This window comes from Corallococcus sp. 4LFB, from assembly GCF_046520365.1.
Classification (GTDB): Bacteria; Myxococcota; Myxococcia; order Myxococcales; family Myxococcaceae; genus Corallococcus; species Corallococcus caeni.
This window is the reverse complement of record NZ_JBKGHJ010000192.1, coordinates 1-14,710: the sequence shown is the minus strand read 5'-3', so window position 1 is coordinate 14,710 and position 14,710 is coordinate 1. Positions and strand designations below refer to the sequence as shown.

Genomic DNA, 14,710 nt, shown 5'->3' with positions numbered 1-14,710 from the left:
CCGGCGAGCGGCTGGACGCGCAGCTGCTGGAAGACGCGCCCGTTCGCCTCGCCCGACGCAATCACCAGCAGCGTGCGGCCGTCGGGCGACGGCGGGCCGGGGTACTCGTCCTCCGGCGCGGAGGTGACCTGCGTCTCTTCTCCGGCGGGCGTCACCCGCCAGACGTCCTTCTGTCCCGCCCTTTCGGAGAGGAAGACGATGGTGCCCGGCAGGGCCCGCCGCTCCGCCTCCGACAGGGCGCCGGGCGCCGGGACCGCGGCAGCGCCGCCGCAGCGGCCCTGACAGCCCATGGCGCCCAGCAAGACGAGCACGGCCCAGCCCCACCGTGCCCGCGAGGGCCCGGAACGCGCATGCCGTTCAAGGCCCCCGTGCATCACGTCAGCGCACCCGGACGGCGTCGGCCATGACCACGTAGCCCGGGGTCGTCCAGCGGCTCAGCTGCACCTTGTTCCAGCCGGCGGAGAAGCTGTACGTGCCCAGCTGCACCCACTTGCCGCCGTTGGTCTGCTGGTTGACGGACACGCGGCCCACCTCGGCACCCGACGCGTTGTAGGCGATGAACGGCGCCGTGGCGGAGCGGTTCGTGCCCGCCACCCACCAGGCGTCGACGGTGCGCGTCTGCGCGGTGGGCAGGTAGAACTCGAACGTGGCCGGCGCGGAGATGGCCTCCGTGGCCGCGTAGTAGTAGCCGCTGCCGTAGTAGCCGGCGCTGTAGCCGGCCGTCCACGCGCCCGCCGTCGAGAACCTCGCCTTGGACGCGTCGTTGTTGGCGCTGTTGCTGTCGATGATGATTTCGCCGGCCGGCGTCGTGGCGCCGCAGTAGCTGTTGATCTTGCTGATGTACGTGGACCACGGCCAGTTGGGACCCGGATCCGTGCGCGTCGCCGGCTGCAACCGGCCGTGCGCCACGATGTGGTAGCTGTCCTTGATGATGGCGTTGTCGCGCGCGATGTCGCACGACAGCTTCGCGGACGCGTCAATCTGCCCGGCCGGGAAGGACGACTGGCTGGCGTAGCCGCCGTGCTCGATGCCGATGGTGAAGTGGTTGGCCGACACGCCGTTGAGCCAGCACTCCTTGCTGCCGTTGAGCCCACAGTCGTAGGTGGCGCCAATGTGCCACCCGCGGCTGGCCTCACGCACCAGCTGGGAGACCTCGCTGCCGCTCTCGTTCACCACGTAGTGCGCGCTCACGCCCGAGGCGCTGTTGGTGAGCCAGCTCCAGCAGGACGAGTAGCTGCCCTCGCAGGTGTGGATGATGATCATCGACGGGTCGCCCGTGCTGCCAGTGGGGCGCGAGTTGTAGTTGGGCGACGGGCGCCAGATGGCCGCGCCGTAGTCCGGCCCCGCCGCCATGGCGCGCACCTGGGGGCGCTCGAACTTCGCCTCCACCTGCACGGGCTCCAGCGACGCGGCCACCGAGCCGTCCTGGTTGAGCGCCACCGCGCCCTGGTTGATGACCGCGTACACCTCGCGGTGCACGTGCTCGGCCTGCGCCTCCGGGTTGGTGATGCCGCTCAGCTGGGCCACCACCGGCGCCCACGCGGCCAGGTCCCCGCGCTCCACCTTCGCGTCCGTGGCCAGCTGGGACAGCCGCGCCGCGCCCGCGCGCAGGTTGGACAGCGCGTCCGTGCGCGCCGCCTCCACCGTCACGCCCGCCAGCGCCGCGCCCTGCTCCAGGTCCGCGCCCCGCAGCGCCATCAGGCCGAACGCGGGCTGCTGGCCGGGGAACTCCGCCTCGGCCGGCCACCATCTGCCCAGCGCGTCTCCGCGTAGGAGACCGCCTTGAGCAGCTCCACCGGGACGTTGAACTCCTGCGCGGCCTGCGCGAACAGCGGATCCAGCTCACGCGGCTGCGCGCTGCCGGCCGTGTCCGTGGACGGCTGCGACGGCGTCTCGGCGGGGGGCGCCTCGGGCTGCTGGGCCTGGGGGCCGCACGCGGACAGCACCAGGGCGGCGGCGGCCGCCGCGAGGGGATTGCGGAAGGTTGACATGAGGGGACTCCAAAAGTCGGGGGAGGGACTCCACGGCCCGCCCCCGCTTTCCCACGGAGACGGCTGGAGCCGCCTTCTCAGCACCATGCGTGCCAGCCCCCTCCAGCCCATCACCTTCGTCCAGTTTTCTTCCGCGACCGGTGCATGCATGCTCCACTCGCACGAAGCGCGCGATCCTCCCTGCGGCCCCAAACACCTGAAATCACGGAATTGCCTACATGTCTTGGCCTCCCGCCTTCACGCGGAGTCCGGCATGGTGCATGGACGCCGCACTGCCGTGTTTCAGGACATCCATGACGTAACGGATTGTTACATCATTTCTTGTATTAATCACTATTTGAACCCTCGGCGGACCCCGAGGGGGAGGGCCGTCCGGGCGGGGGACGTGCGGGAAGGGCCGACACGGGGCGGGCCATCCGCTATACGCCAGCATCATGCGGCTCTTCGGCATTGGCGACACGCACCTGCCCTCCACCCGGCAGAAGGACATGCACCGCTTCGGCTGGACGGACCACCCGCTGCCCCTGCAGCGCGCGTGGGATGAGAGGGTGCGGCCGGAGGACGCGGTCATCGTCGCGGGCGACATCTCCTGGGCCACCCGCGCCCACGAGGTGATGGAGGACCTGGCGTGGCTGGACGCGCGGCCGGGGCGCAAGGTGCTGGTGCGCGGCAACCACGACTACTGGTGGGGCGACTCCGCGTCCAAGCTGCGCAAGCTGCTGGAGCCCTTCCGCACGCTGGAGGGCTTCCTGCACAACAACGCGGTGGTGCTGGGGCCGTGGGTCATCGCGGGCACGCGGCTGTGGACCGCGCCGGAGGCGCCGCCCATGCCCGGCGGGGAGATGGGCGACGAGCAGGGGGACTCGGGCTACGTGGAGCGCGAGACGCGCCGGCTGGCCACGTCGCTGGAGGACGCGCGCAAGAAGGAGGCGGCGCACCCCACGCCGCTGACCCGCATCGTGGCGGTGCACTTCCCGCCCGTGTACGCCAACGAGCGGGCCACCGCCTTCAGCGCGCCCATCGAGGCGTTCGCGCCCAAGGTCTGCGTGTACGGCCACCTGCACTCGAGCGGCATCCCCGCGGGCTTCACCGGCGAACGGGCGGGCGTGCGCTACGTGCTCGCGTCGTGCGACGCGGCCGGCTTCGCGCCGGTGCTGCTGGACGAGCGCTGAGCCACGCCTCCCATCAGGGCCGCTGTCACGCCGGGTGAAGGCTTTGTCGACAGGGCAGAGGGTGCCGTTAAGCTACCTCCCGGGTTCGCCCGTGAACCAAGGAGTTGGAAGTCATGCCGTCGGACAAGGCCGAACTCGCCGCCCGGATCGCCAGCCTCCAGCCGGGGGACTCCATCCGCGGCCTCATCTTCAAGTCCGTCTTCGGCCTGGTGCAGCAGCACGCGGGCGCGAACGGGATGGAGACGCTGCGCGTGGGGGAGCTGAACCACGACTACGCGGAGCTGCGCTCGTACCCGGCCCGGGAGTTCCTCACGCTGCTGTACAACGCGGCGGACCTGCTGGAGGGCGCGCTCGGCCCCGCGGAGGCGGTGTTCCACGCGTGCGGCGAGGTGAGCATCACCCGCTACTCCACGGGGCCCGGGATGCTGGTGTTCGGCATCATCTCCCGCGGTGACCCGCAGAAGCTCTTCGCGGGCGCGCAGATGGCGTACAGCGCGGCGGTGTCCTACGGCAACCGCGAGTACCTCACGACGGGGCCCAAGTCCGGCACCCTGCGCATGCGCCGGGACATGATGCCGCCCGCGTACCACGTGGGCATCCTCACCGGCTCGCTCAAGGTGCTGGGGCTGACGGGCAAGGCCACCGCGAAGCCGCAGGGCATCGACCGCGTGGACTACGACATCGAGTGGGCCTGAAGCGGGGCGCGGGGCCGCGCGCCTCCGGGACTCCAGGTGGGCGTCAGGCCACCGTGCTTCAGTCGACGCGGGTGTAGGTCACGTCCAGCTGCGCCACCACGCGCTCGCCCACGGACGCCGTGCAGGCGAAGGTGTGGTCCGCGCCGCGCACGCGGGTGCGGCGCGCGCCGAACACCACCGTCTGGCCCGCGTAGGCCAGGCTGTCCGCGGACAGCTTCACGTCCTTGGCCACGAAGCGGGCCTCGGCGTTGCGCTCCAGGTCGCGGCCCAGCGTGGTGGCCATGCGCGTCATGCCGCCCGCGACGACGGCCACCGGCATCACCGGGTGCATGGCGAAGTGGCCCTTGCACAGCTCCGGGGTGACGACCAGCGAGGAGCGCAGGCTGTCGCCGTCCGCCTGGAAGTCCCGCAGGTCCAGCGGCTTGCTGTACGGGTTCTGCCGCAGCTTCGCCCACTCCTCCGGGGTGCGCTGCACGGTGTCCGCGGGGCGCGGCTCGCGGCGCATCTCCTGGCGCGCCTCGCCGAACAGGCGGGCGAAGGCGGCGGCGGACAGCACGTTGTAGTCCACCTCCAGCCGGAACAGCGGCGTGCCGTCCGACGAGGACAGCAGCGTGCGCGCCGTGCAGGTGCGCTTGCCCGTGTACTCCGCCTGCGCCAGCGCCCAGAGCATGTCCGTGGCGCGCTCCTGCGCGGAGGGCTTCAGCCACTGACCGCGCGCCGCGCTGGCCAGGTAGAAGTGCTGCCCGTCCTTGGGCGCCACCAGCGCCGCGCCGCACGAGCCCAGGATGGCCAGGTGCCGGCCCGCCTCGCCCAGGCCCAGCGGCATCGCCTCCGCGCCCGGCGCCATCTGCACCGGCACGCGCGCCACCACCTCACCCGGCAGCACCGTCACGTCCTTCAGCGCGAAGTACGGGTCCCGCACGCAGATGCGCGGGTACAGCTCCTGCGCGCTCAGCACCGTGTACGGCGCCGCCTCCGACAGCGGCATCCGGGGCTCGGCCATCCACGGCATGACCGACTTCACCGGGGAAACCGGGGACGACACGGGGGCGGGGGCGATGGCCTGGAGCATGGGAGTCTGACCTCGTTTCGGACGCCGGGTGCCGGGGGACACCTGGCCGCAGGGTAACCGAGTTCTATTGCGCTGGGACAGTACTTTTCTCTGCCCCGCGAAATGATTCTCGATTCATCGGCGAAAGTGTTGCTGCCGTGCCGTATTTTTCTACGTGAACCGGAAAAAGAAGGGGGTGGCGATGCAATCTGAAGCAGGCAAGCCCCTGCGTAAAGGGCTGTGTGGCAGCCACCGTCCAACATCCGTGGGTCGGTTTGACCCCCTGGCCAAAAATCCTACCTCTGTGTTTTCAGGGAGTTACGGGGCTGAAAACGGCCCAAGACCGGGAAAACACGCGCAGTGCGGGGTGAATAGATTTTCTACTCACGGGGTGAAGTCCCGGTGCGGCATGCCCGGGACTTCCGCCGGGGCTACAGCTCCACCTGGCTGCCCAGCTCCACCACGCGGTTGGGCGGAATCCGGAAGTAGGCGGTGGCGCTGCGGGCGTTGCGGCTCATCCAGGCGAAGAGGGCCTCGCGCCAGATGGCCATGCCGGGCTTCTTGGTGGGGATGAGGGTTTCGCGGCCCAGGAAGAAGCTGGTGCCCATGAGCTGGAACTGGAGGCCCTTCTCCCGGCAGCGCTTGAGGACGTCCGGGATGCTGGGGTTCTCCATGAAGCCGTAGCGGGCGATGACGCGCACGAAGCCCTGCTCCAGGGGCTCCACCTCCACGCGCTCGCCGGCCACGACGTGGGGAATCTCCTCCGGGATGATGGTGAGGAGCACCACCTGCTCGTGCAGGATCTTGTTGTGCTTGAGGTTGTGCAGGAGCGCGGGCGGGGTGCCCTCCGGGTTGCCCGTCATGAAGATGGCGGTGCCGGGCACGCGCACCGGCGGGTGGTCCCCGAAGCTGCCCAGCAGGTCCTTGAGGCCCAGGCTGGCCGCGCGCAGCTTGGCCGCGAGGATGTCGCGGCCGCGCTTCCACGTGGTCATCAGCGTGAAGATGCAGACGGCGAGCAGCAGCGGGAACCAGCCGCCGTCCGAAATCTTCACCGCGTTCGCGCCGAAGAAGGACAGGTCCACCAGCAGGAACAGCCCCGCGATGGGCAGGGCCACGGCGCGGCTGACGTTCCAGCGCTCGCGGGCCACGATGTAGGCGAGCACCGTGGTGATGGCCATGGTCGTCGTCACGGCGATGCCGTAGGCCGCCGCCAGCCGGCTGGAGGAGCCGAAGCCCAGCACCAGCGCCACCACGCCCAACAGCAGCACCCCGTTGAGGCCGGGCAGGTAGATCTGCCCCATCTCCTCCGCGGACGTGTGCACCACCTCCATGCGCGGGCTGTAGCCCAGCTGCATGGCCTGGCGGGTGATGGAGAAGGAGCCGGAGATGAGGGCCTGGGACGCGATGACGGCGGCGCCCGTGGCCAGGGCCACCAGCGGGTAGCGGGCCCAGTCCGGGGCCAGGAGGAAGAAGGGGTTGCGGGCGGCCTCCGCGTGGCGCAGGAGCAGGGCGCCCTGCCCCAGGTAGTTGAGCACCAGCGAGGGCAGCACCAGCGCGAACCACGCGCGCTTGATGGGCCCGGCGCCGAAGTGGCCCATGTCCGCGTAGAGCGCCTCGCCGCCCGTCACCACCAGGAACACGGCGCCCAGCACGAGGAAGCCGTGCCACCCGTTGTCGATGAAGAAGTGCACGGCGTGCAGGGGTGACAGCGACCAGAGCACCGAGGGGTTGTGCAAGAGCTCCTTCACCCCCAGCACCGCGATGACCACGAACCACAGCGCCATGAAGGGGCCGAACACCGCGCCGATGCCGCCGGTGCCCTTGCGCTGCGCGAGGAACAGGAGCGCCAGGATGAGCAGCGAGATGGGGATGACGTACGGCTCGAAGACGGGCGTGGCCACGCTCAGGCCCTCCACCGCGCTCAGCACGGAGATGGCCGGGGTGATGAGGCCGTCGCCGTAGAGCAGCGCCGCGCCGAAGATGCCCAGGGTGATGAGCACGGGCCGGGCGCGGTGTGACTGGCCCCGCGGCCGCTGCATGGCCAGCGCCATGAGCGCGAGGATGCCGCCCTCGCCCCGGTTGTCCGCCCGCATCACGAAGAGGAGGTACTTCACCGAAACCACGATGATGAGCGACCAGAAGATGAGCGACAGCACGCCCATCACGTTCGCCGGGGTCGGGGCGATGCCATGCGGGCCGGTGAAGCACTCGCGCAGGGCGTACAGCGGGCTGGTGCCGATGTCTCCGTAGACGATGCCCAGGGCGCCGAGCGCCAGCACCAGGATGCGTTTGGGAGAGTCCGGTCCCTCCGAAGGGGCGGCCGGTGATTCCGAGGGTGCGTTCACGGCCCCCGCTTTAGCCGAACCCGGGGCCGCCGCAACGACTGCCGTGAGACTCCTTTGCTTTCCAACCGCTCCAGGTGCTCCCATGTGCGCGCCTGGCTCCCTGCCCCCGGGGGTGCCGGGCCGCGGAACGAGGCGGGTGACCGTCACCAACGCTTCCAGGGGGTGGGTGTCGAGCATCCGCAGAAATCAGGGATGGCGGGACCTGGGACGCAGAGCGCCGCGGCCGGGGCCGTGTTCCCATGGTGGATGCAACGGGGGGAGTCGCATGACGATGGTGGCAACCAGGCTGGGGGAGGCGCGGCAGTACGGAGCGCGGCTTCCGGAGATTGAAGAGCGGCTGGCGCTGCTGGCGGAGGCCTCGCGGCTGCTGGCGGACGCGTCGCTGGAGCCCCCCGCGGTGATGGAGCGGCTGTGCGGGCTGGTGGTGCCTCTCTTGGGCTCCGCGTGCGCGCTGCGGCTGCTGTCGGAGGACGGGCTGTGGCTGCGCACGGTGGCGTCCGCGGCGGCGGTGCCGGAGGCGCGGGTGCGGCTGCAGGCGCTGTTCTCCCAGCGGATGCGCGCGGATGAAGGCGTGGCGGCGGAGGTGCTGGACACGGGCGAGGCGCAGGGGGTGGAGGCGGTGCTGGTGCTGCCGCTGCGGGCGCGGGGGCGGGCGCTGGGCACGCTGACGGTGTGGCGGGAGGCGCCGGAGCCCGCGTCGATTCGAGTCGGGGAGCGAGCTGGCTGCTCCAGGAGGCTGGCGGACCGGGCGGCGCTGGCGCTGGACAACGCGAGCCTCTACCGGGACGCGCGTCATGCCATCCGCCTGCGCGAGGAGTTCCTGTCCATCGCGAGCCACGAGCTGAAGACGCCCATCAGCGCGCTGCAGCTCCAGGTGCAGAGCCTGATGGCGGGGCTGGCGCGGTCGGGGGCGAGCTTCGACCTGGAGCGGCTCAAGCGCGGGCTGGAGCGGGTGGACCGGCAGGTGAAGCGGCAGACGCTGCTGGTGAACGACCTGCTGGACGTGTCGCGGCTGAGCGCGGGGAAGCTGGAGCTGGTGCTGCAGCCCATGGAGCTGGGGGCGCTGGTGCGGGAGGTGGCGGAGCGCTTCGAGCCGGAGTACGCGCGCTCGGGCACGCCGCTGGAGCTGTCGCTGGCGCCGGAGGTGCGCGGCCAGTGGGACCGGCTGCGGTTGGATCAGGTCTTCACCAACCTGTTCTCCAACGCGCTGAAGTACGGGCGGGGCAACCCGGTGCACGTGTCGCTGGAGATGGAAGGGGACCGCGCGCGGCTGCGGGTGCGCGACGGCGGCATCGGCATCGCGAAGGAGCACCTGCCGCGCCTGTTCCACCGCTTCGAGCGCGCGGTGTCCGAGCGCAACTACGGCGGCTTCGGGCTGGGGCTGTGGATCGCCCGCCAGATAGTCGAGGCGATGGGCGGCCACATCGAGGTGGAGAGCGTGCTGGGCGAGGGCTCCACGTTCATCGTGGAGCTGCCGCGCGGCTAGCGGTGGAAGGCGGGGAGCCCCTCCGCGATGAAGCCGCAGCCTCGCTGGGATTCGCGGCGGTGGAGGACGTGGCAGCGCTCGGGTGGGGCAGTCGGTGTCGCGGGTGCAGGGCTGGAAGCAGTAGCCGCTGGTCTCGTCGCAGGTGAGGCCCTTGTCGCAAGGGGCCTGGTCATCACAGCGGGCGCGGCACTCGAAGGCCTCGGTTTCGAGGGTGGGTTCGGCGAAGCCGCGCAGGCAGTCCTGGTTCGCGGCGCAGGGCGCGGCGTCCAGGCAGGCGGGGCCGATGAAGGGGCGGCAGATGGGCACCTCACCGGTGTAGTCCGTCTCGCAGCGCTCGCCCGTGGGGCAGGCGCGGTCGCGGCAGCTGGGGACGCAGGCGCCGAGGACGCGGTAGGGATTGGGGGCGCACTCGGTGCCGGAGGCGCAGGCGTTCGCGTCGTGCACGTCGCACGGCGGGCCGCAGTACTCATGGACGCAGAGGAGCCCCGGCGCGCATTGGCCCTCCAGCTCCCGTGCGTAGCCCGTGCACCGCGCCCCGGCGGGCAGGGTTCCGCGCGGCACGCAGCGGCGGAGGACCTGGCCCGAGGCGGAGGTGTCCACGGGGTGGCAGGTGTCGGAAGGGGTGCAGTCCGACGCGTCGTCGCAGTAGCGGTGCAGGGGCTGGCAGTCGCGGAAGCCGAAGTCCGGGTGGTGCGCGCACACGGTGCCGGCGGGACACGCGGCATCCGCGTCGCAGCGGTCCTCGCAGAGGAGCGAGCCCCGGGTGTCCGCGTGGCAGTTCGTGGGGACGTCCGTGAGCCGGATGCCGTTGCTCAGCACGACGACGTCGGGAGGTTCGCTCGCGGCGCTGTCCGGGTCGTTGCTGGTTTCGAGGCTCAGGTGGACCGGCTCGTCCGACAGGTCCGCCTGCGCGGCGAGGTCCGGCCCGGGCCACGCGAGCCACACGGCCGTGCCCACGGCGGTCGCGAACGCGGTGAAGGCGATGAGGAGGCAGAGCGTGCGGGGCGTCACAGGCCGAGCACCTGGCGCATCCAGCGCTGACTCTCCTCGTCCCGGGTCACGAGTCCGTCGAAGCGCCCCGCGCGCATCATCTCCACGAGGACGGTGTCCTCGGCGACACGTTCGGGTTCGAAGCGCGGGAAGTCCATGTCATCCCATGCTTCCGGCGAGGGGGTTCTCTCCCTGGCGAAGCTTTCGATGCTCCGGGCATAGGCATCGAAGAAGCGATCGAGGTTCGATGCGACCGGCAGGACTTCCTTTTCGCTGTGGTCATCGATGAAGACCACGGGTTGCAGCCCGTGCGGGTCCGCGAGTCCAGGCACTAGCGCGAACCGATACGCCAGGCTCGGGACCTGGCCAAACACGAGGCACTCCGGGAAAGGAGCCTCTCCCCGCTCTCGGAGCGTCCTGTTGATGGCCACGACTCCGTGCTCTCCTTGCAGCGGATAGAGGGTGAGCTCCGCCACTCGCGCGTCCCCTACCCGCCTGAAGACAGCTGCGAGCAGGGGGTCCAGGGGCTGCCCTGGGAACAACTCCCGGCCCGTCGAGTCTTCCGTGGAGGCCGTTCCCAGACGCAGCGGCAGCCGCTGTTCGCGGCACTGTGCCATCAGCCGCTCAAGGCCCTTGAGAGGGGACTCCATCCGCGCTCCCTTCACCGCTCCAGCAGCGCCTTCACCGCGCGAAGCGCATTCTGCTCCGCGGCCGCGAGCGCGGAAGCGGATTCCGCGGGGACATGAACGCGATGGAACCACGAACCGTATTGCTGGTCGATCACCCGGGAGAGTTCCTCCACCTGCCTGCTGTCCAGCCGCTGGGCCTGCTGCCCTACGGACTCCCAGACCCGGTTGATGCTCCGGTGCACCGTGCGTTCGACCGCGACCAGGTTCGTTCCCTGGTTGATGTCCATGCGCGGGAACAGGCGCGCATACTCCAGGGGGACGCGGTGGTGGATCTCATACGCCTCCATCCGCAAGGGTCCCAGCTCCCTGGCGAGCCGGGGGTTCACGGTTTCGAAGTATTCACGCCGTGCCCATTGCCGTAGCCGCTTCTTCGCCTGCCGGTCGAGCGGCTCATGCAGGGCCTTTTCCACCCGGGCCAGGATGTGACGCAGCTCGGCCTGTTCCCCTGCTTCGAGCGCCGCCAGCCCCTCCGCCTCCGCCTTCATCCAGATTCGCTGGAGGGCTTCACGTTCAGCGGGCGGCGTGCGGATCAGCACCGTGCGGAACCACTGCGCGCCCTTCGCCCCGCTCCTGCCGAGCACCGAGACCACCGTGGGCGCGACGGCCTCCATCGCCCCGAGCACGCCCTTCGCGATGAAGCCTCCCACGTACCAGTACGCGAGCTGCTCGAAGGACCAGACCCCCGCGAGGCGCGCGCTCTCCTTCACCTCCTGACGCCAGTGGCGAAGGATGTCCTCCTGCATCGCCCGGTACTCCCTCGCGATGTCCTCCATCGCCTCGGGAGGCTCGGAAGGTTCGAGCGTCGTCGCGGCCACCACCGTCCAGCGCGGCTCGGCTTCACCGCGCACGTGCCTTCCTTCCAGCTCCACCTCCACCTCGCGGCTTCCCACCGCGTTGGCGAAGGGCAACAACGCACGCACCACCGGCATGCGGAGGTCCGTGCTCCCGGGAGCGCTCCGGCGGCCCGAACCCTCCTGGACCTCGAAGTCACGCAGCTCCGCCTCCGTGCGCAATCGCAGGCCCTCGAACCCAAGCCGCGCCCGCTCGCGCACCCTCCCCTCCCAGGGGAGACGCGCGGCGGGCAGCAGCTGCCGGGCCACCGTCAGCGCATCGGACCGCAGGGGCCCGGATGCGCCCGGCAGGACTTCAGGCACCGTTCGCGCATGCGCCGCGACCTGCCCACGGACCGTCTCCAGGCCGATGCGCCAGCGCTCCGGCCCACGCTCCAGCGTGAAGCGCACGCGTCGCGGCTTCACGCCCACCAGCGTGGACAGGCTCCGCGTCAGCTCGCGGGAGAACCCACTCCACTCCACGGCGGCGCCGGTGCCCTGGCCCTGCGTCGTGCGCCGGAAGGACACCAACGTCAACGCGCCGCCGTGCACCTGGTAGTCGAAGGTCCACGCCTCTCCAGGAGCGCCGCTCGCTCCCGCGACCTCCCAGAGCTCACGCACCACCCGGGCCGCTTCCGCCTGCCGGGCACGCTCCCCGCCCACGGGCGCGGCGCGCTCCAGCGTTCCCTCTCGCGTGAACCCGAGGCCCGCGCGCTCGGCCGGGACGTCGTCACCCGCCGCCTCTTCGAAGGACTCCCGCTCGAAGGAGTCATTGCTCGCGCACGCGGCCAGCGCGCACACCCAAAGCAGTCCCAGCACCAGCGGCATCCGGTGCCAGGACGGCTCTCCACGGGAAATGGGACGCGTCATCGCGCCCCGAGCCTATGGGGAAACTACAGCGCCAGGAGCAGGACCGAGGCCTGCTCCGCGGGCGAGGCCGCGAGGAAGGCGTCCGGCAGCGTGATGACCGTGGGCGGCGTGAGCGCACGGTCGCAGCTGCGCTGTCCCTCGTAGACGCGGCCGGCCTCCTTCGCCTTCAGCCGGTACGTGCAGTCGCGCACGTACACCGTCAGCTCCCGCGGCGACAGCGTCAGCGTGACAGGACGGCCACCGAAGCCGCCCTTCGCCTTCACCGCGTCGCCGTCCTTCTTCACGTCCAGGTTCACCACCGAGGACCCGATGTTGCCCCTCACCTTCTCGTCCTCCAGCTTCAGCGACACCGGGACGTCCGCCACGCGGCCGCGCAGCTCGCCCGGGAGCCGGGACACCTGGAACGCCTGGCCGGTGACGTTGTCCGCCGTCATCCGCAGGTTGAACTGCGTCCGCGCGATGTTGAAGGAGACCTCATCCTGCTCGGAGCCCGCGAACGCGCCGCCCACCCCCGCGAGCACCGCCAACACCCCTACACCCCGACGCAATGACTGACCGTAGCGCTTCATGGACACGACCCTCCGGGGACGCACTTCGCCAGCACTGACAATGTGCAACGTGCCCGGGGCGGCGCCATATCGCCCGGGCACGGGCCCTTGCTCGCCGAGGGCTACTTCCCGCCCGCCGCCCCGCCCCCCTGCCCTGCGGCCGGGCCCAGCAGGTGCTTCTCGAAGAACATCAGCGCCGTCGTCTGGGCCAGGTCCCGGTTGGTCTTCTTCTGGAACCCGTGGCCCTCGTCCGTGGCCAGGAGGTACCAGACGTCCGAGCCCTTCTTGCGCACCGCCTGGACCACCTGCTCCGCCTCCGACTGCGGCACGCGCGGGTCGTTGGCCCCCTGCTGCACGAAGAGCGCCGCGCGAATCCTGTCCACCGACCCCAGCGGCGAGATGCGCTCCTGCACCTTGCGCACGGCCGGGTCGCGCTCGTCGCCGTACTCCGCGCGCCGCAGGTCCCTCCGGTACGCCTGGGTGTTCTGCAGGAACGACGGCAGCGACGAGATGCCCACCACGTCCACCGCCGCCTTGATGCGCTCCGGGAAGAACGCCACCGTCGCCAGCGTCATGTAGCCGCCGTAGGAGCCGCCGTAGACGCCCACGCGCGATGCGTCCAGCTCCGGCCGGGAGGCGACGAAGTCCAGCGTGGCCCCGATGTCCGCCAGGCTCGCCTCGCGCTTCACGCCGTCATCCATGGCGCGGTACGCCTTGCCGTACCCCTCCGAGCCGCGCACGTTGGGCAGCAGCACCGCCAGCCCCAGCTCCTTCGTCATGAGTTGAATCTGCGAGCTGAAGCTCGGCTGGCTCTGGCCTTCCGGGCCGCCGTGGAACACCACCACCACCGGCACCTTCCCCTTCGCGTCCTTCGGCAGGTACAGGAACGCCGGCACCTTCACGCCGTCCGTGGACGGGTAGCGCACCAGCTGCGGCTCCACGAACGTCTCCGGATCCAACCCGCCGACCTCGGAGCGCGTCCAGCGCGTGGTCTTCTTCGTGACCAGGTCCACCGTGAAGACGTCCAGCGGCACGCGCGCCGACGTCAGCGAGAACGCCACCCGGTCCGACCGCTTCGACGGGAAGCGGAGCTGCGAAAGCACCCCGCGCGGCGTCTCCACCGGCGACAGCGCCTGCGTGCGCGTGTCCAGGAGGTACAGCCGGCCGTAGCCCTCCTCGTTGGCGGCCACCGCCAGCTTGCGCCCGTCCGGGGACAGCTCCAGGTGGTCGATGTTCCAGCGCACGGACTTCGTCAGCGACGGCGGAGTCGCCGGGGGCGCGCCCGTGAGCGGCAGCCGGTACACCTCCGCGAAGTCGCTGTAGCGGTCCGTGGACACGTACACGCCCTGCCCGTCGTGCGTGAAGACGGCGGCCTCCACGCTGCCCTTGCCCTCCTTGGGCGTGAGCTGCGTGCGCGCGTTCGTCTTCAGGTCCACCACGCTCAGGTCCGAGTCATCCGCCGCGCGGAACTGGCGCACCAGCAGCTTCGAGCCATCCGCGGAGAACTCCACCGGCCCCCAGGTGCCCTCCACCTCCGTCACCCGCTTCGCCTGCTTGGGGTTCGCCGTGGGCGCCACGTACACGTCGGTGTCCTTGCCGTTGCGCCCCGTGCCCGCGTACGCGAGCCACTTCCCGTCCCGCGACACCTCCAGCGCCTCGTGCCGGCTCTTGCCGTCCGTCAAGAGCTCCGAGCGGCCCGTGCGCCGGTCCAGCTTGAGCACCTGGTAGAACTCTCCGCCGCCCGTGTCCTGCAGGTAGAAGATGACTTGAGGATTGCCCGGCAGGAAGCGCGCCCGGTTGATGGGCTCCTTCGTGAAGGTGAGCTGCGTGCGCGCGCCCAGCGGCATCTCCACCACGTGCAGCTGATTGACGTCCGCGAAGCGCGTGGAGATGAGCACCTGCTGGCCGTCCGCGCTCACGTCCAGCAGCTGCGCGGAGCGCGACTCCAGGTACTGCCGCACGCGCTGGGAGAGCGCGGGCGGCACCGGCGGCACGCCGCTCGCCCACAGGTTGGGCAGGCCCGGCAGCGGGGCGATGCCGGGG

At 70.9% G+C, this 14,710-nt stretch carries 12 protein-coding genes; 3 read left to right on the top strand and 9 right to left on the bottom strand.

From position 1 onward, the window contains the following. The 3 genes from ACLEQD_RS21105 to ACLEQD_RS21095 all read right to left on the bottom strand — a co-directional run. On the bottom strand, positions 1-311 hold a 311-nt coding region (locus ACLEQD_RS21105; protein ID WP_410386125.1), incomplete at its 3' end, for a TolB family protein. Between the two features lie 67 nt (positions 312-378). Continuing rightward, positions 379-1,698 (bottom strand): N-acetylmuramoyl-L-alanine amidase, encoded by a 1,320-nt coding sequence (locus ACLEQD_RS21100; protein WP_410386123.1) that lies wholly within the window; start codon positions 1,696-1,698, stop codon positions 379-381. Further along, complete coding sequence (locus ACLEQD_RS21095) at positions 1,698-1,991, bottom strand: hypothetical protein (RefSeq protein ID WP_410386121.1); 294 nt, start codon at positions 1,989-1,991, stop codon at positions 1,698-1,700. Before ACLEQD_RS21095 ends, ACLEQD_RS21100 begins: the two co-directional genes overlap by 1 nt. 434 nt (positions 1,992-2,425) lie before the next feature. On the opposite strand from ACLEQD_RS21095, the gene ACLEQD_RS21090 reads away from it, so the two are divergent. Continuing rightward, positions 2,426-3,163 (top strand): metallophosphoesterase, encoded by a 738-nt coding sequence (locus ACLEQD_RS21090; RefSeq protein ID WP_410386120.1) that lies wholly within the window; start codon positions 2,426-2,428, stop codon positions 3,161-3,163. Positions 3,164-3,276: 113 nt separating this feature from the next. Beyond that, positions 3,277-3,858 (top strand): DUF2378 family protein, encoded by a 582-nt coding sequence (locus tag ACLEQD_RS21085; RefSeq protein WP_410386118.1) that lies wholly within the window; start codon positions 3,277-3,279, stop codon positions 3,856-3,858. 58 nt (positions 3,859-3,916) lie between these two features. Here the strand turns inward: ACLEQD_RS21085 and ACLEQD_RS21080 are convergent, their stop codons facing one another. Together ACLEQD_RS21080 and ACLEQD_RS21075 are read right to left on the bottom strand one after the other, a co-directional pair. Then, positions 3,917-4,930 (bottom strand): hypothetical protein, encoded by a 1,014-nt coding sequence (locus ACLEQD_RS21080; RefSeq protein WP_410386116.1) that lies wholly within the window; start codon positions 4,928-4,930, stop codon positions 3,917-3,919. 410 nt (positions 4,931-5,340) lie between these two features. Next, entirely contained in the window at positions 5,341-7,338 is a 1,998-nt protein-coding gene (locus ACLEQD_RS21075) for a potassium transporter Kup (RefSeq protein WP_410386115.1), read from the bottom strand. Between the two features lie 181 nt (positions 7,339-7,519). On the opposite strand from ACLEQD_RS21075, the gene ACLEQD_RS21070 reads away from it, so the two are divergent. After that, complete coding sequence (locus ACLEQD_RS21070) at positions 7,520-8,740, top strand: ATP-binding protein (RefSeq protein WP_410386113.1); 1,221 nt, start codon at positions 7,520-7,522, stop codon at positions 8,738-8,740. 1,007 nt (positions 8,741-9,747) lie between these two features. On the opposite strand, the gene ACLEQD_RS21065 is transcribed toward ACLEQD_RS21070, so the two are convergent. From ACLEQD_RS21065 to ACLEQD_RS21050, 4 genes are all read right to left on the bottom strand, one after another. Beyond that, positions 9,748-10,380: a hypothetical protein gene (locus ACLEQD_RS21065; RefSeq protein ID WP_410386111.1), complete on the bottom strand. Its 633-nt coding sequence runs from the start codon at positions 10,378-10,380 to the stop codon at positions 9,748-9,750. Between the two features lie 11 nt (positions 10,381-10,391). Further along, the gene (locus ACLEQD_RS21060) at positions 10,392-12,068 is read right to left on the bottom strand and encodes a hypothetical protein (protein ID WP_410386109.1); all 1,677 of its coding nucleotides are present in this window, start codon (positions 12,066-12,068) and stop codon (positions 10,392-10,394) included. 74 nt (positions 12,069-12,142) lie between these two features. Then, on the bottom strand, positions 12,143-12,688 hold the full coding sequence (locus tag ACLEQD_RS21055) for a hypothetical protein (RefSeq protein ID WP_410386107.1): 546 nt from the start codon (positions 12,686-12,688) through the stop codon (positions 12,143-12,145). Between the two features lie 101 nt (positions 12,689-12,789). Further along, the coding region (locus tag ACLEQD_RS21050) for a S9 family peptidase (RefSeq protein WP_410386105.1) at positions 12,790-14,710 on the bottom strand (1,921 nt) is incomplete at its 5' end.

What these genes read in the sequence shown, in the direction of transcription:
- ACLEQD_RS21090 (WP_410386120.1), top strand. Translation starts at nt 2,426, where the DNA reads ATGCGGCTCTTCGGCATTGGCGACACGCACCTGCCCTCCACCCGGCAG.
- ACLEQD_RS21070 (WP_410386113.1), top strand. Translation starts at nt 7,520, where the DNA reads ATGACGATGGTGGCAACCAGGCTGGGGGAGGCGCGGCAGTACGGAGCG.
- ACLEQD_RS21075 (WP_410386115.1), bottom strand. Translation starts at nt 7,338, where the DNA reads ATGGGAGCACCTGGAGCGGTTGGAAAGCAAAGGAGTCTCACGGCAGTC.
- ACLEQD_RS21055 (WP_410386107.1), bottom strand. Translation starts at nt 12,688, where the DNA reads ATGAAGCGCTACGGTCAGTCATTGCGTCGGGGTGTAGGGGTGTTGGCG.
- ACLEQD_RS21095 (WP_410386121.1), bottom strand. Translation starts at nt 1,991, where the DNA reads ATGTCAACCTTCCGCAATCCCCTCGCGGCGGCCGCCGCCGCCCTGGTG.
- ACLEQD_RS21100 (WP_410386123.1), bottom strand. Translation starts at nt 1,698, where the DNA reads ATGGCGCTGCGGGGCGCGGACCTGGAGCAGGGCGCGGCGCTGGCGGGC.
- ACLEQD_RS21085 (WP_410386118.1), top strand. Translation starts at nt 3,277, where the DNA reads ATGCCGTCGGACAAGGCCGAACTCGCCGCCCGGATCGCCAGCCTCCAG.
- ACLEQD_RS21065 (WP_410386111.1), bottom strand. Translation starts at nt 10,380, where the DNA reads ATGGAGTCCCCTCTCAAGGGCCTTGAGCGGCTGATGGCACAGTGCCGC.
- ACLEQD_RS21080 (WP_410386116.1), bottom strand. Translation starts at nt 4,930, where the DNA reads ATGCTCCAGGCCATCGCCCCCGCCCCCGTGTCGTCCCCGGTTTCCCCG.